This window comes from Shewanella profunda (genome assembly GCF_023283765.1).
In the GTDB taxonomy this organism is placed as follows: Bacteria; Pseudomonadota; Gammaproteobacteria; order Enterobacterales; family Shewanellaceae; genus Shewanella; species Shewanella profunda.
The window spans coordinates 24,791-47,069 of the sequence record NZ_JAKILG010000022.1; the positions used below are offsets into that span (position 1 = coordinate 24,791).

General features: G+C 44.2%; 16 protein-coding genes. 4 read left to right on the forward strand and 12 right to left on the reverse strand.

Annotation, left to right across the window (positions count from 1 at the left end):
- Window positions 1-59: 59 nt before the first annotated feature.
- From hrpB to L2744_RS11955, 3 genes are all read right to left on the reverse strand, one after another.
- Window positions 60-2,579 (reverse strand): ATP-dependent helicase HrpB, encoded by a 2,520-nt coding sequence (gene hrpB, locus L2744_RS11945; RefSeq protein WP_248992116.1) that lies wholly within the window; start codon window positions 2,577-2,579, stop codon window positions 60-62.
- 74 nt (window positions 2,580-2,653) lie between these two features.
- Window positions 2,654-4,861, reverse strand: a complete 2,208-nt coding sequence (locus L2744_RS11950) for a putative bifunctional diguanylate cyclase/phosphodiesterase (protein ID WP_248992117.1) — start codon at window positions 4,859-4,861, stop codon at window positions 2,654-2,656.
- A gap of 384 nt (window positions 4,862-5,245) precedes the next feature.
- Entirely contained in the window at window positions 5,246-6,025 is a 780-nt protein-coding gene (locus L2744_RS11955) for a tetratricopeptide repeat protein (RefSeq protein WP_248992118.1), read from the reverse strand.
- A 420-nt stretch (window positions 6,026-6,445) separates the two neighbouring features.
- Between L2744_RS11955 and crp the strand changes: the two genes are divergently transcribed.
- The 4 genes from crp (at window position 6,446) to L2744_RS11975 (ending at window position 9,491) form a co-directional block, all read left to right on the forward strand.
- Window positions 6,446-7,081, forward strand: a complete 636-nt coding sequence (gene crp, locus L2744_RS11960) for a cAMP-activated global transcriptional regulator CRP (RefSeq protein ID WP_011070954.1) — start codon at window positions 6,446-6,448, stop codon at window positions 7,079-7,081.
- An 82-nt stretch (window positions 7,082-7,163) separates the two neighbouring features.
- Entirely contained in the window at window positions 7,164-7,511 is a 348-nt protein-coding gene (locus tag L2744_RS11965) for a PepSY domain-containing protein (protein WP_248992119.1), read from the forward strand.
- The gene (locus tag L2744_RS11970; protein ID WP_248992120.1) at window positions 7,492-8,166 is read left to right on the forward strand and encodes a response regulator transcription factor; all 675 of its coding nucleotides are present in this window, start codon (window positions 7,492-7,494) and stop codon (window positions 8,164-8,166) included. The genes L2744_RS11965 and L2744_RS11970 overlap by 20 nt, the downstream gene beginning before the upstream one ends.
- Window positions 8,163-9,491, forward strand: coding sequence for an ATP-binding protein (locus L2744_RS11975; RefSeq protein WP_248992121.1), 1,329 nt, complete (start codon window positions 8,163-8,165; stop codon window positions 9,489-9,491). The genes L2744_RS11970 and L2744_RS11975 overlap by 4 nt, the downstream gene beginning before the upstream one ends.
- A gap of 107 nt (window positions 9,492-9,598) precedes the next feature.
- Here the strand turns inward: L2744_RS11975 and L2744_RS11980 are convergent, their stop codons facing one another.
- From L2744_RS11980 to L2744_RS12020, 9 genes are all read right to left on the reverse strand, one after another.
- Window positions 9,599-10,402: a DUF1338 domain-containing protein gene (locus L2744_RS11980; protein ID WP_248992122.1), complete on the reverse strand. Its 804-nt coding sequence runs from the start codon at window positions 10,400-10,402 to the stop codon at window positions 9,599-9,601.
- 195 nt (window positions 10,403-10,597) lie between these two features.
- Window positions 10,598-12,058: a succinylglutamate-semialdehyde dehydrogenase gene (gene astD / locus L2744_RS11985; protein WP_248992123.1), complete on the reverse strand. Its 1,461-nt coding sequence runs from the start codon at window positions 12,056-12,058 to the stop codon at window positions 10,598-10,600.
- A 9-nt stretch (window positions 12,059-12,067) separates the two neighbouring features.
- The gene (astA, locus tag L2744_RS11990) at window positions 12,068-13,087 is read right to left on the reverse strand and encodes an arginine N-succinyltransferase (RefSeq protein ID WP_248992124.1); all 1,020 of its coding nucleotides are present in this window, start codon (window positions 13,085-13,087) and stop codon (window positions 12,068-12,070) included.
- Window positions 13,088-13,213: 126 nt separating this feature from the next.
- On the reverse strand, window positions 13,214-14,431 hold the full coding sequence (locus L2744_RS11995) for an aspartate aminotransferase family protein (RefSeq protein WP_248992125.1): 1,218 nt from the start codon (window positions 14,429-14,431) through the stop codon (window positions 13,214-13,216).
- 308 nt (window positions 14,432-14,739) lie between these two features.
- Window positions 14,740-15,651, reverse strand: a complete 912-nt coding sequence (locus L2744_RS12000; RefSeq protein WP_248992126.1) for an alpha/beta hydrolase — start codon at window positions 15,649-15,651, stop codon at window positions 14,740-14,742.
- Between the two features lie 49 nt (window positions 15,652-15,700).
- The gene (locus L2744_RS12005; protein WP_248992127.1) at window positions 15,701-16,846 is read right to left on the reverse strand and encodes an HDOD domain-containing protein; all 1,146 of its coding nucleotides are present in this window, start codon (window positions 16,844-16,846) and stop codon (window positions 15,701-15,703) included.
- Window positions 16,847-17,034: 188 nt separating this feature from the next.
- Window positions 17,035-19,515, reverse strand: a complete 2,481-nt coding sequence (locus L2744_RS12010) for a S9 family peptidase (protein ID WP_248992128.1) — start codon at window positions 19,513-19,515, stop codon at window positions 17,035-17,037.
- Between the two features lie 151 nt (window positions 19,516-19,666).
- Window positions 19,667-20,251, reverse strand: coding sequence for an anthranilate synthase component II (locus tag L2744_RS12015; RefSeq protein ID WP_248992129.1), 585 nt, complete (start codon window positions 20,249-20,251; stop codon window positions 19,667-19,669).
- 729 nt (window positions 20,252-20,980) lie between these two features.
- Window positions 20,981-22,158 (reverse strand): IS3-like element ISSba5 family transposase gene (locus L2744_RS12020; RefSeq protein ID WP_220732761.1). Its coding sequence is split into 2 segments (ribosomal slippage): window positions 20,981-21,900 and window positions 21,900-22,158, totalling 1,179 coding nucleotides; the frame shifts between segments, so codons are not numbered across the junction.
- Between the last annotated feature and the right edge of the window lie 121 nt (window positions 22,159-22,279).

Genomic DNA, 22,279 nt, shown 5'->3' on the forward strand with positions numbered 1-22,279 from the left:
TTAAAGACATCAGTCACGGGCACAACACCTAAATGTTGTAAATCAAAGCAGCCTAAAAGCTATGACTGAGATAAACCCAAGGTTTTCTTCTTGGTATATTTTGTAGGTAAAGTATTCACAGGATCGTCCGGCCACAGATGTTTTGGATAACGGCCACGCATTTCTTTTTTCACTTCAACATAGGGGCCCTGCCAAAAACTGGCTAAATCCGCCGTCAGTGCCAATGGGCGCTGTGCTGGCGACAATAGCTCCATAGTCACCTTAAGCTTACCCTGTGCCAATATTGGGCTTTGTGCCATGCCAAAGGTTTCTTGTAATCTCACCCTAAGCAAGGCTCGCCCAGACGCGTCATACACTATCGGGGCATAAGTCCCTGTAACTAACGGCCAAGAGGTAGGCAAGAATGTATCGAGCATTTGTTGCTGCTGCCAGCTCAATTGGTTTGCCATAAAGCTAAAACAATCGAGTTTCTGTAATTGCGGCAGATTATTCACATTTTCAAGGTAAGGTGCCAGCCAAGTTTCAAGGTTTGCCAATAATACTGTATCACTCATATCCGGCCAGTCAGCACTGACATCGAGCTCTTTAGCCAGCTTTAGTCGATATTGGAATTGTTCTAAGTTAGCGTTCCAGTTGAGGATTTGTAAACCCTGCTGACGAATGTAGTTCAGTAATGCAGCCACTATTTGCGGGCGTTCAGGTTTAGCTATTGATTCAGATTTGATCAATATTTGCCCGATTTTATATTGGCGCTCTGCCACCACTCGCCCTTTTGCCTCATCCCAACCGCATTGTTCGGTGATTTCAAGTAAGGACTTTAATGACTCATCGAACAAATTGGGGTGCAACTGACTTGCCAAATAGATCCGACCTGCACTTTTACCTTCGGTTTCTTGAAAGTCCGCCACGACAAGCCATGGAGTTTGCGCAAGTCCATCCTCGGCGGCGAGCACAACACCGGTGCCATTAGCCAATTGATATCCCTCTACGCCGCGCGCCCTAGCGATACGATCAGGATAGGCAAATGCCAATAATAACCCTACATCTTTATGATGAGCATGGGAGGCTATCACGCTTAAACCGTCAGACACAGTTAACTTTCTTTGCCATTGTTTTACCTGCTGCCCCACTTGTCCCTGAGTCGCAAAGTGCAGATAATTCATAATATCTGCACCCTTTTTGGGTAAGCCTCTGGCTTCTAAAATCCCCGCAAGCAAGCAGGCTAAGCTAGTTAATTCTGGTTGTGATAGCTGCTCAGCTAAGGTTTTAGCACTCAATAACATATGGGCAAGCCGAGGATGGCAACCTAACTCATAGGCAGCTTTGCCATGGGAAGTTAACTTATTTTGGGGATCAACCATCCCTAAATGCTGTAACAGCCGCCAAGCTAGTGCTTCATTTACCTTGGGCGGCGAAGTAAGTAACATCAGGTCACTAAACGACTTTGCCCCCCAATAGGCACAATCGTGGGCCATCGAGACAAGATCCGCTTGGTAAATTTCAGGCTCATCGGCCTTTAGCATTCGCCCTTGCTCTTCTTGGCTCCATAATCTAACACATATACCCGCGGCTAAACGCCCTGCACGCCCAGCACGTTGAGTTGCCGAGGCTTGGCTAATACGTTTTAAACTGAGGCGAGTAACGCCAGTTTTAGGATTAAAACTCGCCTGACGCTTATAACCACTGTCTATAACAAAGCCAATGCCATCAATCGTTAAGCTCGATTCTGCTACGTTGGTTGCCAACACAATTTTACGCTTTCCCTGTGTCGATACCGCTATGGCGCGATCTTGCTCAGCACCAGAAAGTTCACCGTATAGTGGACATATCAAAAAAGTATCACTGTCGAGACGCTCACCCAAATACTGCACTAATCGCAGGATTTCAGCTTTGCCGGGTAAAAAGATTAATACATCATTGTGAGTGGTATTTTTTTCAGTAACGGCATTTGAACCGACAAGCTCGACAATGCAGCGACCAAGATGATCCAACCAATGCTGCTGACTTGGCACGGGGCAATATTCAACTTCAACGGGGAAACTGCGACCTTCACTGTGTAAAATCGCCGCCGAGGGCATTAATTCACCCAAGGCTAAGCCAGATAACGTCGCCGACATAGCCAATATTTTTAAATCATCACGCAGGGAAGCTTGTACTTCGAGCGCTAAGGCAAGGCCAAGATCCGTTGTAAGATGCCGCTCGTGGATCTCATCAAAAATGATCACTTCAATCCCTTTTAATTCAGGATCTTGCTGGATCATCCGCGTTAAAATCCCTTCGGTAACTATCTCTAAGCGTGTATTAGCGCTGACTTTAGACTCTCCACGCACCCGATACCCTATCTCTTGCCCTACGCTCTGTTGTCGGCAGCTAGCAATATAATGCGCCACACTACGGGCGGCGACCCGACGCGGTTCCAACATTAGGATACGCCCAGTGACTTCAGGCCAATCCAACATAGCCAAAGGCAAAGCGGTAGATTTACCCGCCCCCGTTGGTGCCTCAAGGATGACTTGGGCATGGGTAGAGAATGCAGCGCGCAGCGGAGCAAGTAGAGAATGAATGGGTAGAGAGTTCAAAGATCAAATATCAAAGACCAAAACAAGTCGTCAGTGTACTAATAATCGGCTTTAAGTACCATTTCGCTGTGGATTTAAGTCAGTAAACTCGCGTCCACCTCGAGCCAAGGTTTGCTAAGACCTGAGCTTAACTCAGACAAACGAGTGGGTTTGTTAATCGCATAGCCTTGGGCATAGTCCACTCCAAGAGCCTGTAATTTACGACCTATTTCACGGGATTCCACAAACTCAGCCACGATATCAAACCCCATATCTTGCCCCAACTGACAGATAGCCTTAACAATGGCTTGATCCGCTGGGTCCTCACAAATATTAATCACAAACTGACCATCAATCTTTACAAAATCCACATTAAGGCGTTTAAGATAGGCAAAGCTTGAAAAACCAGCACCAAAATCATCAAGCGCTAATTGACAATTAAGAGGGCGTAACACTTCAATCAGTTTAGTCGCTTGTTCTAGCTGGCTCACTGCAGCCGTTTCAGTGATCTCTATACAGAGTTTGTCCACCAGCTCAGGCTCTGTCATTAATCGCATTTCAAGCCAGTTCATAAACTCACAATCCCCTAAGGAAGTGGCTGAAAGATTAACGGACACAAGATCCAACTGTTGCCAGATCTCTAAATGGCTACTACCCCATTTGAGTAAATTATCAATAACCCAAAGATCGACTTTAGAAGCCAAGTTATAACGTTCAGCGGCGGGCAAGAAAATTGCGGGAGAAACAATAGAACCATTGGTCTGAACCATACGCAGTAGGATTTCTAAATGCAGGCCAGACTCATGGCGGTTTAATGGTGTAATAGTTTGAAAATAGAGCTCAAATTGATTTAATGCTAAGGCACTGACAATATCCACTGAAGCCATCATCTCAGTATAAAGTCGGGTCATTTTAGGATCTTTGGCGCTATATAAGTGCCAGCCATTGCGCCCCTTATCCTTAGCAAGGCGACATGCAGCATCTGCTTGACTCATCACGGTATAAATATCGGCAGCCGATTTCTCTAGCTTGGCAATGCCCATACTCACACTGACATTGTGGCAACGGTTTTCCCAGATAAACTCGTGGGTAGCGAGTTGAGTACAAATTCGATTAGCAATGTGCTTCGCCGAATCCACGTTGCTGTAATGCATCAAAATACCAAATTCATCACCACCGAGGCGTGCAACAATATCGCCTTTACGCACAAGTTGTTTTAGACGCAAAGCTAGCTGACACAGGAGTTTATCGCCCGCTTGATGGCCACTCACATTATTGATGACTTGAAATTGGTCGACATCGATGAAAGCGACACAGGTCGGCATGTCGTCCCTTGCCTGCAGAAGATTCTCGAGCAAAGCCTCAAAATGTAGCCGATTTGGTAACCCTGTAAGCGCATCGTAATTCGCATGGAAAGAGAGTTCATCGGCTAAGCGATACTTTTCACTCACATCTTCAGCTATCATCACGAGCGTGTCTTTATCGCCATGGATCTGACTAAAACTTAATCTTAACCAATCGAGTTGATGCACCGATTTTAACGGCAACTCACACCAAGCTTGACCTAAAACTCCCTCGCGTACCATATGTAAGGTATCGGAAAGCATGGCATGTTCTTCCTCTCGTACCATCTGGAATAAATCATATCCGTGCTGCACAGGTAAAGTTTGCAACGCTACCTTATTCAACATTGCCAGTTGATTATGTTTATCGAGTAAAGCACAGGCTAAAGGTAACTGATTGAATACTTCACGGTATTTATATTCGCTGGCAAGCATTTTTTGGGCAATGCGAGTCAACTCCATTGCCGAGCCAATCATCACAGCCGCATGATTAAACTCATCAATAAACGCATTGCTCCAATCGCAACATTCTGAGCAGTTAACCGCCCCCAGTGCTATCCGCGTTTCACCAAAAATGATGGGAGGTAAAACTAATAAGCTTTTTACATTCCAATCCCTTAACAACGCCCGTTCGGCCAATGCATCGTCGGGCAAAGTATTAACATCGGACAGATTTAATAATCTTGGGGTTCGAACCAAAGAACGAAAAAAAGGCATACGCGCTAAAGGCCAGACTCTGGTCTGTTGTCCCTTAGTAAATTGCGGTTTTAAATAAAGATTTCGTGTGCGTAAATGATCGAGTGATTGACTGCCAGTCAACACAAATACCCCATCGCAGTGGAGTTGCAAGGTGATCGTTTCTAGGGCTCGGTCAACATTCTGTTCTAAGGTTTCTAGCGGTGTTTCGCTAAAAATAGTGACTAGTGCCTGTTGGAGTGGATTTGCTAAACCATCTGACATCTCAAGGTATTTCCTTACCTAACATTCCATTCAAGGTATTATCAACATGTGTTGAGTATAGAAGCTTGAACAATCAAACACCTGCTAATCAATGCTATAAAACAATAAAATGACTTTAACCACTACCGGACAAAAATATAGCTTATTCGAAAAACACAAATATTTATCCTTGATCAAGATTTACCCTCAAACATATCCTTGGTCAAGATCTACCCTCAAACATATTGAACGATGTACCGTTTACTTGGCCTAGTCGTATGCCTTATAGCCGACAAAAAGGATTTATGAGGAAGGTCAAATATTGAATTTTTGGGTACGAGGGCGAGTTCGGTAAAGTGCGAATAAAAACTAAAAAGCCCGATAATGTATTCGGGCTTTCACTATTTATTCAAGCAAACGTAAGGTTTCGCGATAAGCACGCTTTTGTTCATAGGTTTGCAGGCGCTGTTTAAACTCATCGGTCTTAGTAAATTCAGCACTCATCTTTAATGCTTCAATCGCTTTTTGCTGGGTCAATATAGCGGCGCCAAAATCACCAATTTCTGCATAGGCGGCGGCGAGGTTATCTAAATTAGTCGGATCGTTTTCATTCACTTTAAGTAACTTTAAGGATAACTCGACCGCTTTATTACCATCGCGATATTCCGCCTCTGGGCAAGTCGCAAGGATCCACGCCACATTACCCAGAGCAATATCGTCACCCACTTGGGTAAACTGCTCTACGGCTTTGCCGCAATTACGTACAACGCCATCACCGCCAGAAGCATAAATAAAACCTAAACGGAACTGAGCCCAACGATTACCTCGCTCACCCATAACCTTATACCAATGCTCAGCTACCGACAGATCACGGGCAATAATTTTGCCTTCAAAGGATAAATCCGCCAGCGTTTGCTGTGCTTTCTCATGCTGTTGTTCCGCAGCAAGCGACATCCAATACATTCCTGATGGCACCTCTTGCTCCACAAAGCGCCCAGAGAGATACATGAGTCCCAACAAAAATTGAGCATCGGCACTGCCATGGGCTGCCTGAACTTGGATCAGCGCAAATTTACTCGCCGCAATTTCTGCTGCAGGTTGTGGAATAGAAAATGCGTGCGCGACAGAGCTTAACCCCACAGTTAAGCTTAAACCCATGCCTAAAGCCCATTGTCTGTATTTCACGTTTTACCTCTCTTTAAAGCGACCACACCATAAAGTTAGCCTGAATTTTTTGCATAAGTCGAGCCTGAATCGCACTAAAGCTCAGACTAAAAGGGGATAATAACGAAATATTTCTATGAAATAGCAAAAGTGATCGCAGCATATAACCGCATTTTTTTTATTTTTGGTTAAAAAAATTCTTAAAATGATTTATAAGATGTGATTAACTCGACAGAGTTAAGTGAATCCGGTGAGTTTCGTGCCGATTTAGTTGACTAATATCACTAAAGCAGCAAAATAAGCTCTAATTTTAGATGGTTAATTGCATTTATTCACTTATTCTAAACTAAGACTTCTATCAAGTTTTTGTGAGTCTAATTGACGTAAAATGCTTATTTAGAATATCCTTACTTTCGTTTTAATCAATCGAGGAACATCAACATGGCTCTGATTGGTAAGCCAAAACCGGACCCAACTTTGGAATGGTTTTTATCACACTGTCACATTCATAAGTACCCTGCAAAGAGCACCCTTATCCATGCTGGTGAAGATTCAGATACCCTTTATTACATTGTAAAAGGTTCTGTAGCCGTATTGATTAAAGATGAAGAAGGTAAAGAGATGATCCTTTCTTATCTTAATCAGGGCGACTTTATTGGTGAATTAGGATTGTTTGAAGAACAAGCCGAGCGGACTGCTTGGGTTCGTGCTAAACAAGCATGTGAAATTGCTGAAATTTCATACAAAAAGTTCAAGCAACTTATCCAAGTAAACCCTGAAATTCTAATGAAACTGTCTGCTCAAATGGCTTATCGCCTACAAAGCACCAGTCAGAAGGTTGGCAACTTAGCGTTTCTTGATGTAGCGGGCCGCATAGCACAAACATTATTGCACTTAGCTAAACAGCCTGATGCAATGACTCATCCAGATGGCATGCAAATTAAGATCACTCGTCAAGAAATTGGCCAGATCGTAGGCTGTTCACGTGAGACCGTAGGTCGTATCTTGAAAATGCTTGAAGAGCAGAATTTAATCCAAGCACACGGAAAAACCATAGTGGTATACGGTACTCGTTAAGTTAGTCTTCAGCTTGATTTAAGCCTGTATCATTAAAGTGGCCTAGCATAAATTCTAGGCCATTTTTTATTGGGGTACACAAATGAAACGACTGTTTTATATCTGTTTTTTCAGTCCGCTCGCACTGGTGTATCCAACAATAATCAATGCTGAACCGATTGAATTAGAACACTATCAAGTTAAGGCTCTGGTTAATTCAGGACAAATCCTGTCGCTCAATGGTACCCTTGCAGCTGTAAATCAATTCTGCCATGGTGAACTAATTGACGCCCATCTCTATCAAGAAGCGCATAAATGGCGCTATGATTTACAAATTAAAGTTCAGCGCGGCCAAATAGTGAATCTGAGTATTGATGCTACCAATGGCCAACCCGATCACTCAATTGCCCTACCGAGCGAATGCCAAAAAAATGAAACTGCTACTCGTTGAAGATAACCCTATGCTAGTCAATGAACTGGCAAAGCAACTCAAACTCGCTGGCTACGTTACCGATATTACAGATAAAGCGCTGGAAGCCGATTATCTCATCAAAGAGACTCAATACGATTGTGTGATCTTAGATATCGGCCTACCCGACGGTAATGGACTCGAATTGCTCGAGGGCTGGCGCAATCAAGGTATTAGTACGCCTGTGATCATGTTAACGGCTCGCAGCCAATGGCATGAGAAAGTCGAAGGTTTTAACGCTGGCGCCGATGATTACCTAGGAAAACCTTTCCATGCTCAAGAGTTACTCGCACGCATACAAGCACTTATTCACCGAGCCCATGGCCGCTTAAATACCCCCAGCAAACAATTAAGCTATGGCGGTGTTACATTAGATGAAACCGAGCAAACGGTGAAAGTAGCCGATCATCTATATGAGTTAACAGCGATGGAATTTAGATTGCTTAAAATCTTTCTTATGTCACCTAAAAAGCTGTTATCTAAAGCCCAGTTAACCGATAAACTTTATCAATTTGATGATGAAAAAGAGAGTAATGTCGTAGAAGTCTATGTGACACACTTACGTAAGAAACTGGGTAAAACGGCTATCGAAACCCGTCGCGGTCAGGGTTATATCTTCCACGGCGCGACTCAGTGATATCCATTCGTACTAAGCTCAGTTTATGGTTAACGGGCTTAATAGTGTTAGGTACAGTTATTGGACTCATATTATTTGAGTCCATGCTACGTCAGGCTTTTCACGATTCTATTATCAATCGTTTAGAAGAAGATCTTGAACATATCATGCTGGCGACCCATATCAATGATGGTGATATCAGCATAGATCAAAGCCAGCTTTCCAGTTTCTACAAACCCGCCTATTCAGGCCGCTATTTTCAGTTAAATTTACCTAACGAAGTCATTCGTTCCCGCTCCCTATGGGACATGCAGTTAGATATAGAACCATTAGCCCCAAACCATACTCGAGTGTGGCAAGCAAAAGGCCCCAAAAACAATGATATGCAGTTGTTATCTCTGGGATTAAACTCGAGTAGTGCCAATGTCACAGCTACCCTCACTGTTGCTCAGGATCTCAGTATTGGCAGACGGGTATTTAGTGAAGTCTATGGTACTAAACTTGGGGTAAATCTGGCGATGCTGGTTGCGATGATCGTGGGGATTTTTTTAATTCTACGTCAGTCCTTTAAACCCGTTAGGCAAATCCAAGATGCGTTATCTCGTTTACAGCAAGGCGAGATCAACGCTCTCGAACTGAGTAATATCCCCCCGGAAGTACGGCCACTAGCAAAAACCTATAACGAGTTACTTGAATATACCGCCAAACAAATTGAGCGTAGCCGTAATAATTTAGGTAATTTAAGCCATGGGCTCAAAACACCGCTCGCAGTAATGCAGCAGCAGGTTGAAGCCCTTGGCCTCAAAGATCCGCAAACTGCAATCGCCTTACAGCAACAGCTCGATATTATCCATAAGATGGTCGAACGAAAGCTGGCAGCAGCAAGGATTACGGGCAATATGCTCCCTGCGGCGCAATTAGTGATCCCACGGGATTTACACAGTCTAGCCAATACCTTAAACAAGGTTCACCGCAATAAGTCCATAGAGTGCGATTTCGAACTCGACCCTAATATTCTACGGCTACCGATCCACAGGGAAGATGGTATGGAGCTCTTAGGCAACCTGCTAGACAACGCCTTTAAATGGGCCAAGAGCCGAGTGAGCATTCAGCTATCACGTCAGCAGGAGCGTCTCTGCCTTTGTATCGATGATGATGGCCCAGGGGTTGCAGATGATGAGCTAGATAAGCTCACCCAACGGGGCACAAGATTAGATGAAGCAGTGATGGGTCACGGCTTGGGATTATCTATCGTAAAGGAAATTGCCGAACAGTACGGAATGACGCTTAAGTTTAATCACAGCTCTCGCTTAGGCGGATTGAGGATCGAACTAACCTTTAGCTAACGGCTTGAAATACCTTGTTTGGAATACTGTCTTTAGAACATAAATAAAAAACGCCATCGAATTGATGGCGTTTTTTATACTCAAAGCGAGATTATGCCCTGATGAAGTTAGGCTTTATTCACGTTGGTACTTTCAAAGATCTTGTCAGCAGAAGCCGCCACAAAGCCAGTATATAACTCACCGTTAGCCATAGGATAACGCAGGGCAAACTCGTAGAAGCAGCTTGGAATTTCAACCTTAGCATCGCTAAATTCTACAGAGATCCTGTCGGCCATAGTCGAAGATTGTTCTAACAAAACATCGGCTGAACCTTTGATCTCACCACCTGCACTATTAAGCACAAATCCAGCCTGTTTCAGTGCGTCATTTACCGCTTCAAGGGTTTTAAAACCTTCGAGGTGATTGATAGACACAGTGAAATGGTTGGCACGGTACCCAAAAGCGGCCACCCAAGCAGCATATTCACTCTCAGATAATAAATCTTGATAGGTTTTAGAATCCAATGACCAATGACGACCCGAGTAAATAAAGTTGTCAGCCGTAGTGGCAGCATCATCAACTTGAGCAATTAAGCCTTGAATGGTCGCTTGTAGCGCAGGGCTAAATTCTTCAACCAAGAGCTCAGAGATAAACACTTTAGGCTGAGTCGAGTCTGGATGTTCAAAATGCTTAGCCACCAGTTTTTTCTGCTCAAACTTATAATCACCACAAGCCACATAACCTAACGAAGTGAAATGCTTAGCCAGCACATCCAAATTTACCTTAGCGATATTGAAAGTACGCAGTGCAATATGGTCGTTGATGATCGGCTTACCATGACCCAACAACGCGTGCACTTTTGCCGCAGAAGGGGTCATTTGAATATAGTCTTGCCACAGAGCGGCAAATAATGCGTTGATGTCGGTATGCATAAAAACTCCTTTTATTTGCTTGCGGTTATTGCTGTTATTTTGCCGCAAACATTAAATGTAACGACCTAAGTGCCACTGTTGCAGCGCCACACATACCCACAGTAGAAACTCAAGTAACGTTACTGCTTGTTATTAAAAAGGAAGAACATTAGTCCTTCCTCCTCTTTACCACATAAAAGTCAAATCTCTACCCGCTTACAAGCTCAAACCTGGGCTTAATGTCGCCGGCAAGCTCACGGCATCGGCTTCGACCGAAGCGACCGGGTAAGCACAGTAATCGGCGGCATAAAATGCACTCGCTCTGTGATTACCCGAAGCACCTACGCCACCAAAAGGTGCCGCGCCCGATGCGCCAGTGATTTGTTTGTTCCAGTTAACAATCCCTGCACGAATGCGTGCAAGGAAATAGTCATAATCTTCACGACTATCGGCGAGTAGACCCGCAGACAAGCCGTAACGTGTTTGGTTAGCCAGTTTAATCGCCTGATCGAAATCACTGTAACGCACCAGCTGCAGCAGAGGTCCGAAGTATTCTTCATCCGGCAATGCATCGATCGCAGTCACATCGATAAGGCCAGGAGACACTAAACCAGTACCCACCTCTAGGTGGGTTAACTCGACCAAAGATACGCCGCCTAAGTTCAACAGATTCGCCTGCGCCGCAACCATACCCTTAGCGGCAGTTTCAGAAATCATTGAGCCCATAAAAGGTTGTGGCTGCGCATTCCAAGGACCGACTTTAATCTGTTTGACCGCATTGACTAACATGGCGATCAAAGCATCGCCATGTTCACCTTGCTCTACATATAGACGACGCGCACAGGTGCAACGTTGGCCCGATGAGATATAAGCCGACTGCAGAATATCGTGCACTGCGGCCTTAATATCTTGTACCCCTTTGATGATAAGCGGGTTATTACCGCCCATCTCAAGCGCTAAAATCTTGCCCGGATGACCGGCGTATTGTTGATGCAGAACATGACCTGTACGCGAGCTGCCAGTAAAGAACAGACCATCGAGCTGAGGGTGGGATGCTAACGCCTTGCCCGTATCCACTTCACCTTGAACTAAGTTGATGACACCTACGGGTAAGCCCGCCTTGTCCCAAAGCGTGACCATTAACTCAGCGACTTTAGGCGTGAGTTCAGATGGCTTAAACACCACGGTATTCCCAGCAAGTAACGCAGGCACTATATGACCATTAGGCAGATGACCTGGGAAATTATAAGGTCCAAATACGGCCACCACGCCATGGGGTTTATGGCGAATAACCGCACGCCCTGCCGGAGTATCGTTCGCTTCAGTGCCAGTACGTTTATTATAGGCCGCTGCCGATAGCGCAATCTTACCTATCATGGCACCGACTTCGGTTGCCGTTTCCCACTGAGGTTTGCCGGTTTCTTGGGCAATGGTCTCAGCCAGTTCCGCTTTATTGGCTTCCAGTTGGCTGCGATACGCTTCGACAATGGCTAAGCGCGCATCAAAACCTAACATAAACCAATCAAATTGCGCAGTGCGGGCAGCATCAACCGCGGCGTTAACTTGCTCTGCGGTGGCAGTTTTTCCGCACCAAATAGTTTCACCATTGGCAGGGTTGATTGAGGTCACGTCATGACCGTTACCAGCATGCCACTGGCCTTGAATATAATGTGTCATTTGAGATTCCTACATTGCCAAAATACGGATTTGATCGCCTTTTGCGAGCAACAAACCCGCTGCGAGTTCAGGGCTAATTACTATGTGTTCGGATTTATCGTCCACCGCCAAATACGCCGCTGTCGCACGGTAGTTGGCTAATTGGGTATTGGAGATAATAAATTGAGTATCGGCTTCAAGCATGTCACCAATATCGACGGTCAATAAACGACTTTCACGCACGCCGCGAATGTCCGATAAACGACACTCAACCGTTGGACCACCATCAAAAATATCCACATACCCACGACATCTAAAACCTTCTGCCTGCAGTAGGCTCAACGCGGGACGGGTATTGGTATGCACTTCACCAATGACTTTTTGCGCTTCTTCCGGTAACAGACAAACATAGACAGGATTTCGTGGCATCATTTCGGCCATAAAGGCTTTTTTACCAAGGCCTGAGAGATAATCGGCCTGAATAAAATCAATGCCTAAAAAGTGCTTTTGTAGCCAACCATAAAAGGGTGAATGGCCATTAGCATCGCTCACACCACGCATTTCCGCGATCACAGTTTCACCAAAACGTTTCGCATGTTGGGCTAAAAACAGAAAGCGGCTGCGGGATAACATGCGGCCATTGTTACCTTTACGATAAGCCTCACGCAAAAACAGGGTGCATAATTCGGCCGCACCGGTGTAATCATGGCAAAGAGTGAGGGTTTCGACCTCATTACGCACATCAATTTGCTCGGAATGATAGACTTCGGTGCCGAGGCGATAATGGTAAAAGGCATCTTCCATTCCCACTGCGGCCTCAATGGCGCACGTTCCTACGACTTCACGAGTGGCGCTATCTTCCAATACCATCAGATAGCCTTCGTCGAAGGGAGCCTCTACGGGTTTGACGAATGAGGTTTCTGCTCGGGCAATTTTATGTTTGAGCAAATCAGCATTCACAGGTAATGACGTAAAACCATGACCAGACTCTTCGGCAATTTGATATAAAGCCTCAAAATCGCCAGCCTGAATAGGACGTATGATTAACATCTTAGTGTCTCCTCACTTTGGCTTGCTGCGCACCAAGGTACCTATCTTAATTAGACAGGTAGTGATGCACGCAAGCATTCCCTGACAAAAAAGGAGTGCGAATAAATTCAGCACTCCTTCGGTCATTTAGGCGGCAGCTATGCTGGCCACAGCACGTTCAAAACGAGCTAGACCTTCAGCAATATCTGCCTCGGGGATCACCAGAGAAGGAGCAAAACGCACCACGTTAGCACCCGCCATCAGACTCATTAAGCCTTCGGCGACAGAGGCAACCAAAAAGTCGCGTGAACGACCTTGGTACTGTTCATTAAGAACTGCCCCTAAGAGTAAACCTTTACCGCGAACTTCTGAAAAAACATGATATTTTTCATTAATTTTATTTAAACCATCGCGCAGTAACTGCTCGCGATGTTTCACACCATCTAGCACTTCTTGAGTGTTTACTACATCTAATACCGCATTACCAATAGCACAGGCCAATGGGTTACCACCATAGGTAGAACCATGGGTCCCCACTTTCAAATGTTCAGCAATTTCAGTCGTAGTCAGCATAGCTGCGATAGGGAAACCGCCACCCAAAGCCTTAGCCGTGGTGAGAATATCCGGCACTATCTCGGTTCCCATATAAGCGTAAAGCTCGCCAGTACGACCAACACCCGTTTGGACTTCATCAAAAATCACGAGGGCATTGTGCTTGTTGGCAAGTTCACGTACCGCCTTAAGGAAGGCAGGATCGCCACTGACAATACCGCCCTCACCTTGCAGCGGCTCTAACATAATGGCGCAGGTTTTATCCGAAATGGCGGCTTCTAATGCTGCGATATCATTGTATGGCAAATGCGTAATACTCTGTGGTTTAGGGCCAAAGCCATCCGAGTAAGCGGCTTGTCCACCAACACTCACGGTGAAGAAAGTACGACCATGGAAAGCTTTATCGAAAGCAATAATTTCGTCTTTTTCAATACCGTGTTTCTCTAAGGCATAACGACGAGCTAATTTTAATGCGGCTTCGTTAGCTTCGGCACCGGAGTTGGCAAAATAGACTCGCTCGGCAAAAGTGCTATTCACTAACTTAGTTGCTAATTCTAATGCTGGCTCGTTCGTCATAACATTGGACAAATGCCACAGTTTTTCACCTTGAGTTTTTAGCGCATTAACGAGAGCTGGATGACAATGACCTAAGCAATTTACCGCAATACCACCGGCAAAATCGATAAACTCGTTACCTTCTTGGTCCCATACTCGGCTTCCTTCGCCACGTACTGGGATAACAGCAGCTGGTGCATAATTAGGCACCATAACTGCGTCAAATTGGGCACGGTTTAACTTCATATCAACGCTCATTCTTCTTCATCCTTTGTGTTTGTTTAGCGGCATCGGGCGCCGTCAGAATACCCTGTGTATCTTTATCTAGAGTTAGTGATACAGGGAATGCTTGTGTCTGTTAATAGCCATTATTAGCGAAAATGTGATCAAAATACCAGTTTTTCACAAACATCAATCACTATGCTTTGATACAAAGTGCATAAAGATTGCAGTTTAAGAACTATACAAGCGTTTAAGCCAGTGGGTTGCAGCATATTTAGTCACAAAAAAAGTTATTTACCCCTATTTTTGCTAGCTATTCACTAAATATGAATAACTACACAATTTTAACGAATCAAATGTGAAAGCACAAAATGACTGATTTGCGCCCTTGCTTCAAGGGCTTCAGGTAATAAATCAATCATAGGGAATACATGGGGCATATTGGGGTAGAAAATGCCCTGTATCTCACCACCACAGGCTTTAATTTGAGCCACTAACCGCTCCGAATCCTGTAATAGCAATTCCCGAGTTCCAGCGATAACTAAGAGCGGTGGTAAACCAGCCAAGTTCCCCTGCAAGGGTGAAACTCTTGCCGACATAGGATCACCTCCGGCAAGATAAGCGCCGCGTAAACGCAGCAATGACTCTATGGTAAAAAAGGGATCATCGGCGGCGAGAATAAGTTCTGTGTCACCGGTTATCGCCAAATCTAACGCGGGAGATAAGAGTACGCAGGCTTGAGGAAGCGGTAAATTAAGACGCTTAAGCTCGAGCAACAAACTTAGCGCTAAATTGCCCCCCGCCGAATCCCCCATCAAAACCACATTATCTGCACCTTTCAAGTCGATTAAGCGTAGATATGCCTCCATGACATCATCACAGGGAGCAGGGAAAGGATGTTCAGGAGCAAGACGATAATCGGGAATATAGATATCTAACTGACAACGCTGACCTATATCCGCAACGAGTCTTGCATGGGCGTGGGGCGTTTTAAAACAAAAACCGCCACCACGGACATAAAAGAGATTTCCTAACAGGGGTAATTTATTAAGGTGCGCATAGTGCAGTAGATTCGAATGCCCTAGCGGAACGGCGGCACTGACTAATTTATCGGGCCAAGTAATCCAACGCTTATCCAGTTCAATTAGCTTTTTCCGGACTTGTGCTAAGGGGACTTTCGCCTTGCCCCGACTAATCGAGGGACGGGCAACATAGGATAAAATAGTGTTTAATACAGATGCTTGCCAGCTTGACATATGCCCTCCATCTAGTGCCATAACCTCGACACTTATATCGAAGGGTCGATTACAGCAAATCTAACTTTCTATAATTTTGCGCTTTTAAGCGCAGCACTTCTTGCTCTGTTAACTCGTAATAATCGAACATTAAACGCTTTTCTTGCGGCTCTATCTGGCGCATTTCTTCAAGTAACACCACCTTAGCATAACAATTAGCCCGTGCGACAATCGCCGCTTGGGACGAAAGTTCACGATAGCTTAAGGTTTGATCAAGCTCCTTTAATAACCGCGTTAATGGGCTATTTTCAAACTCAAGCAGCTCTAATAATTGCCAATTAAGTTTAAGTCCATGACTTAACACTTGTTCAAAAACAGCTTTTGCTGGAAATTCTGTTGCTATCACAGCATCGTATACTTCTTTATCCCGGCTGCTACTGGCTTCTCGTATCCAAGAACCCCACGTCTTATCGAACAAACGCGCACTTAAACTCAGCACAACCGACGTGCCTAACTGGTTTAACAGAGCACTACTATAAACCAGAGCTGAGTCAGTATTATGAAGCTGAGCCAGTGCATTGGCTGCGATACCACTGACAATGCTATAACGCCACAGTTTACGTGTGGTCCACAGCAATTTAGCATTGCCACTGGGCAACCAGTTACGTAAGCAAAAATAGGGAATAATGGTGCGAAGATTCTCTACCCCAATGTAATTCATCACCAATTTCATATCAGTGACGCGCACATCAGAACTCTGAGGTCTATGGGCACGGAAAGCGGGACTGTTGACCATATTGGTTAAATCGCGACATAACCAGCTTAAGTTACTGATAAGCGGTCGTAATCGTGTTACATCGAGATTTTTTGCGAGTAGTAGTTCTAGCAACAGAATTTGTGATTCATTGATATCCGACTTCACCAAAACCAACTCAGGGGAAGCTAATTGATGTTCAATGGCGTTATTAACGGTTGCGGTCAATTGTTTAGAAACGACTTCAAACAGCTCTCTGGCTTGGATTTGTTTCATCAAACGCGCCAAGATCGCTTCGCGCTCGACATCCAACTTATTGGCATCAGCCTCAAGCTCCCTATCCAATTCATCCAATAGTGTCGGGCTCGCCTTTTGTTTGCCGAGGATTAATTGCTGATAGAGCCTATGTTCTATCTCTATAATCTTGCCGGGCCTTACGCCACCCGCTACCGAAATCGCCACTATCAATCTGTCCTATATAGCCATGCCATGTGGCGCCAATACTCTAAAACCCTCAAAATCATTACAATTTCAGCACACACTCTCAATCTTAGCAACAAGCAAGCCATACTGCTTAATACCGCTCAACTTTAGCGGCCCCAAAATAAAAAAGGCCTCTTATTGAGGCCTTAACTGAGGGCTAAACCCGCTTATTTGAGTTCTTGTTCAAACAGCTTATAGATACGACGATATTCATCTAACCAACTCGACGGCTGACGGAAACCATGGGGCTCAACGGGATAAATCGCCATTTCAAACATAGGCTTTTCTAGTTCAATCAAATGCTGCACCATACGAACACTGTCTTGGAAGAAGACGTTATCATCCATCACACCACTCATAATCAACAGTGGCTTAGTTAATCCTTTAGCATGTTCAATCGGTGAGCTACGCTCATAGGCAATAGGATCCACATCGGGCGTGTTTAAGATGTTAGAGGTATAAGGGGCATTATAGTGCGCCCAATCGGCTACAGGACGCAGTGCGGCTCCTGCTTGGAATAGGTCTGGTGCGGTAAACAGCGACATGAAAGTTAAGAATCCACCGTAGGAACCACCATAGGTGCCGACTCGTTTGGTATCGACATTCGTATGGGTCGCCATCCAAGTGACACCATCCTTTAAGTCTTCGACCTCAGGATGCCCCATATTGCGATAAATAGCGGTACGCCAATCACGGCCATAACCTTTAGAACCCCGGAAGTCCATATCCATCACCACATAGCCTTGCTGAGTTAGTAAGTTATGGAACATAAACTCGCGAAAATACCCACTAAAGCCATAGTCCGCATTTTGTAAATAACCTGCGCCATGGTTGAAAATCACTGCCGGATATTTCTCAGCGCGGGATTTGTCATAACCTTGGGGTAAATATACTCGCGTATAAATACTACCCGCACCATGATTTGAAGGCACTGCCACCACTTCAGGCGCTTGCCATGGGTAGTTTTTAAAGGCATCACTCGTATAAGAGGTCAGTTGCTTTAGTTCACCGCCGATAGGTTGAATATAGAGTTCATTTGGCTGCGTACGGCGTGATGCATTGAGCAACAGTTTAGTCCCGTCAGGGCTTAGGCTGTAATCTAAATTTCCATCCCACTGAGTTAATTGCTCATTTTTGCCCGTTGATATATTCACGCGGTGAACATTATAAATACCGGGATGATTTTGGTTTGCTTTGTAGTAAATAAAATTAGCATCAGGTGATAGCATAATATCACTCACTACAAACTTACCTTGGGTTAAGGCACGTGGCTTCCCACCCAGTGGTTTAATGTAGAGCTGCGAATAGCCAGTTTCTTCCGACAGATAGTAAAGCGTATCCGTCCCTGGTAACCAACCGAATTGGTTATAGTCATAGTTCACCCAAGCGTCATCATGGAGGCGATGTTCGGTAATAAATTTTCCCTTTGACAGGTCGACACTGGCTATCCAGCGATCTTTATTATCTGTGGCTTCCAACATTAGGACGACTTTAGTTTCCGACTCATGCCATTGAATTGCGCTTTGTGTCCAGCCCCAATCCTGTATTAGCTGAATTTTACGCGGCACTTTAGTGCTTTGATAGGTTTCACCCTTGGCCTTGGCATTCTCTGCTTTAACCTTTGCCAGTACATCCTCATCGAATCCGGTAAGGCCTTCAATGGTGATATCCGTTTGTTTATGCTGATTTAGATCAAGCAATACAAAACGTTGCCCTGGTTGAGGGTCTTCAGCAACACGTGCGCGCACAGGCACAGGATCAATATATCCTTTTGCGCCTAGATAGTTAGGCATAATGTCGTGCTCGTTACGACCATTATTATTTTTATCGGTTAACACCACTAAAATAGTGCGTCCATCAGGGGAAAGGCTAAGCTCAGAAACCACTTCGCTATCACCTAAATACCAAGTGCTGGCCGCAAGAGTCGGATCGTTTTTTTGTAATTCCTCATTGAACTTCGCCTTAGCTTTAGCGTTTTCTTGTTGCAGTGCCACGTATTGAATTAATCTGTGCTGCTGTTTCGCTAAATAGGTACTAGGCTCTTTTACACCTTCAGGCGCTTTTGCCATTTTGATTTCGGCAAGCTGTTCAACTAAACCTGTATCTTGATGAATTTGAAAAACATTATCACCCTGCCAGTATGCAATATCGCCATTATTCAAATAACGCACACCATCAATAGCAATACGTTGGCGAGTCAATTGAGTGATCTTGCCTGTACTTAGCTGCTTAACAAAAATATTGCCTTGATAGAGGTAAGCTTTATGGGATTTAGTGGGATCTAATACCCCAAATTGCTGATCGGCTGTATGTAGCTTATCGACGGCTAACTCAACCGCACTATTATCATTAAGACCTTGCTGATAATAGCTTCGTAAAGGTGCAGCACTGGCTTGACGGGCAAAAAGTACGCTTTGACTATCATCACTCCAGTAAGCCTCTTTGGCGAAAATCCCCATCCAATCAGGATTAGCCATAATTTGATTAAGCGTCAGCGCCTGTGAAACTTGAGGAGGTTGCGCCAATGGGACTTGGAATACCTGCGGCAATGGTGTGGGAGTTGACGTTTCTGTTGATGTTGCGGCACAACCCGCTAACACGGAAACAGCCAGTGCACTTAAACCCAAATTTCGGATTACGCTTTTCATTCATCCTTCCTTTTATTGTTATCGCAACAGCCAAAATGTATTTGTCTGTTTGGCGTGGTTTTGCGGCACTTATATCATATTTAACCGCTAAATTGACGTAAAAGGAGGGATAAATCTTGTAACAGAGAATGATAAAAGGGTGAATAAAAAACTACTTGGAGCTTGGTGATAAAGATAAAAAGTTTGCTAAGAGATCGAGTCCTTGCTCGGTTAAAATCGACTCTGGATGAAATTGCACTCCATAAAGCGGTAAGTGTTGATGGCTCATTGCCATTATCTCCCGCCCATAAACAGGATCATCGAACCAAGCGTCGAGCACAAAATCCTCAGGTACCACATCCACAAGTAATGAATGATACCTTGTCACAGTCAAAGGGTGATTTAGCCCTGTAAATAATCGCTCACCACAGTGTTCAATTGTACTCACTTTACCGTGCATCACTCGCTCGGCACGCACAACATTAGCGCCAAAAACCTGAGCCATGGCTTGATGCCCTAAACACACACCTAAAATAGGTAAACGCGCCGCAAAATGCTTAATCGCCGCGAGGGAAATCCCCGCTTCATTTGGAGAACAGGGACCTGGGGAAATCACCAGATGAGTTGGAGCGAGGGCTTCAATCTCATCTAAGCTAATTTCATCATTACGTTTCACCACTATCTTTTGCCCTAGTTGCTGAAAATACTGCACTAAGTTAAAGGTAAAAGAGTCGTAATTATCGATCATTAACAGCATTAAGGTACCAACAGGTTAATTTTAAAGGCAATAAAGAATAACCCAGCATATAGGCTGGGTTATTCGTTATTCGATGTCTATTTATGTATTCCTCAGAAGGGTAATACCCACTAAAATACCACACCAAAAAGTGAGTGAGTGAGTGAAAACCCCTTTTAAACATGAACATTTAACAAAAACAAATCTAAAATTAAAATACACTTAATTGCAATTTGTATAATTAAACCATTGATAAACGACTATAGACTCGGTTTTATACACTTTTAGCTAATTACTTAGAGATTAATCACGAGTGACCCTTCATCATGTGCAGTGTGAGTATTGCATGTTCATAACTGCTCTCTCTAGCGGTCAGATTATATAATTTTGGCTATCCAATTGGATGTTGTTAAGCGCTTCTATTAACGATTTATCTCACTGACTGTTGACTTGTGGAAACTGTTCTCCGCTAGTGCGAATAATGAACAGGAAAATGATTGCAAGCCCCAAAAGCGGCCTCATCAGTTTTACAGCCAACTGGTAGAATAAGGATGACTTTATTGATTTTATGGCCATAAATCGCTGCTATTTAGAATGGTACTTTAATCCTTAGTATGATTCTTTAATACTTGGTATGAGACTTTGTTCCTCTCCTACAGCCACTACAAAACCATATTCAGCCACCCACCAATAGATAGTTCCACCTTGTAGGCCTACTTCATAGAAACTAACACCTTCTTTTTGTAGTGGTCAAGTAAAATTGGCCACGGTTTTAGAGTCATTCCAATATAAACGTTCTGACTCATTTGGCGTTAACCCACCATTATATTGATGGGGTCTTGTCTCACTGTAATATCCAGTGATGTAATTTGTGATCTCTTTATCTGCTTCTGTAAAATTCCCATAACCACTGGCGGGTATCCACTCAGATTTCAAACTTCTAAAGAAACGCTCCATTGGTGCGTTATCCCAACAATTCCCGCGGCGACTCATACTTTGCTCAATCTGAAGACGCCATATTAATTGTCTGAATTTCAAGCTTGTGTAATGCGAACCTTGATCGCTGTGATATATCACATTCTCAGGCTTACCCCTTAACTCAAATGCCATTTTCAAAGCTTTACAGGTCAGCTCACTATCTGGTGATAATGACAAAGCCCATCCAACAGGTTTGCGGGAAAATAAGTCTAAAACAACAGCTAGATAGGCCCAACGATTACCGACCCAAACATACGTCACGTCGCCACACCACACTTGATCTGGTTGAGTTACTGCAAACTGTCGATTAAGCGTATTGGGGATTGCAACATGCTCTTGTGTCGCTTTCCGATAAGAATGCTTAGGCTGCTGACAGCTTAATAACCCAAGCTTTTTCATTAGATTACGGGCTCGATAACGACTGAGACCAATCCCTTTGTTAGTCACTAATTGCGCTATCGTTCGAGCACCGGCAGAGCCATGACTAATACGATGTGCGGCCTTCACTTCACTACATAAAATAGTAAAGTCTGCATCAATATGTTCTTTTCTTTTTAGCCAATACTTATAGCTACTTCGATGTACTTTGAATGCATTACAAATTGTGAGAATAGAGTGGCTCTGCTTGAGTTCGCTGATTAGCGTAAATTGTTCATCGAGTCTGACATCAAGAGAGCGGTAGCCTTTTTTAGGATAAGATTGTGCTCCTCAAGACGAGCTATTTGCTTCTTCAGCTCACGGATTTCAATTTGTTCAGGGGTAATCGGAGATGCTTTTGGTGTGCCACCCTGGCGTTCTAGTTTTAACTGTCTCACCCATTTATCCATAGTGGACTTACCTACGTTCATCGCCTTTGCAGCTTCGATGATGCTATGGTTTTTATCGAGGACTAATTGGGCTGCTTCAAGTTTGAATTCAGCACTAAATGTTTTTCTGGTTGTCGATCTCATGTGTTCACCTAAAGTCATCTACGAGGTAATAATATCACCTCTATTTAGGTGGCCAAAATTAGTGTGCCACTACAGGCACACTATGTAGTGTTTCCATTAATTTTATTATAATCGGATCAAA

Coding starts and splice junctions, on each gene's coding strand:
- L2744_RS11950 (WP_248992117.1), bottom strand. CDS start 4,861: ATGTCAGATGGTTTAGCAAATCCACTCCAACAGGCACTAGTCACTATT.
- crp (WP_011070954.1), top strand. CDS start 6,446: ATGGCTCTGATTGGTAAGCCAAAACCGGACCCAACTTTGGAATGGTTT.
- L2744_RS11965 (WP_248992119.1), top strand. CDS start 7,164: ATGAAACGACTGTTTTATATCTGTTTTTTCAGTCCGCTCGCACTGGTG.
- L2744_RS11970 (WP_248992120.1), top strand. CDS start 7,492: ATGAAACTGCTACTCGTTGAAGATAACCCTATGCTAGTCAATGAACTG.
- L2744_RS11980 (WP_248992122.1), bottom strand. CDS start 10,402: ATGCATACCGACATCAACGCATTATTTGCCGCTCTGTGGCAAGACTAT.
- astD (WP_248992123.1), bottom strand. CDS start 12,058: ATGACACATTATATTCAAGGCCAGTGGCATGCTGGTAACGGTCATGAC.
- astA (WP_248992124.1), bottom strand. CDS start 13,087: ATGTTAATCATACGTCCTATTCAGGCTGGCGATTTTGAGGCTTTATAT.
- L2744_RS11995 (WP_248992125.1), bottom strand. CDS start 14,431: ATGAGCGTTGATATGAAGTTAAACCGTGCCCAATTTGACGCAGTTATG.
- L2744_RS12000 (WP_248992126.1), bottom strand. CDS start 15,651: ATGTCAAGCTGGCAAGCATCTGTATTAAACACTATTTTATCCTATGTT.
- L2744_RS12010 (WP_248992128.1), bottom strand. CDS start 19,515: ATGAAAAGCGTAATCCGAAATTTGGGTTTAAGTGCACTGGCTGTTTCC.
- L2744_RS12015 (WP_248992129.1), bottom strand. CDS start 20,251: ATGCTGTTAATGATCGATAATTACGACTCTTTTACCTTTAACTTAGTG.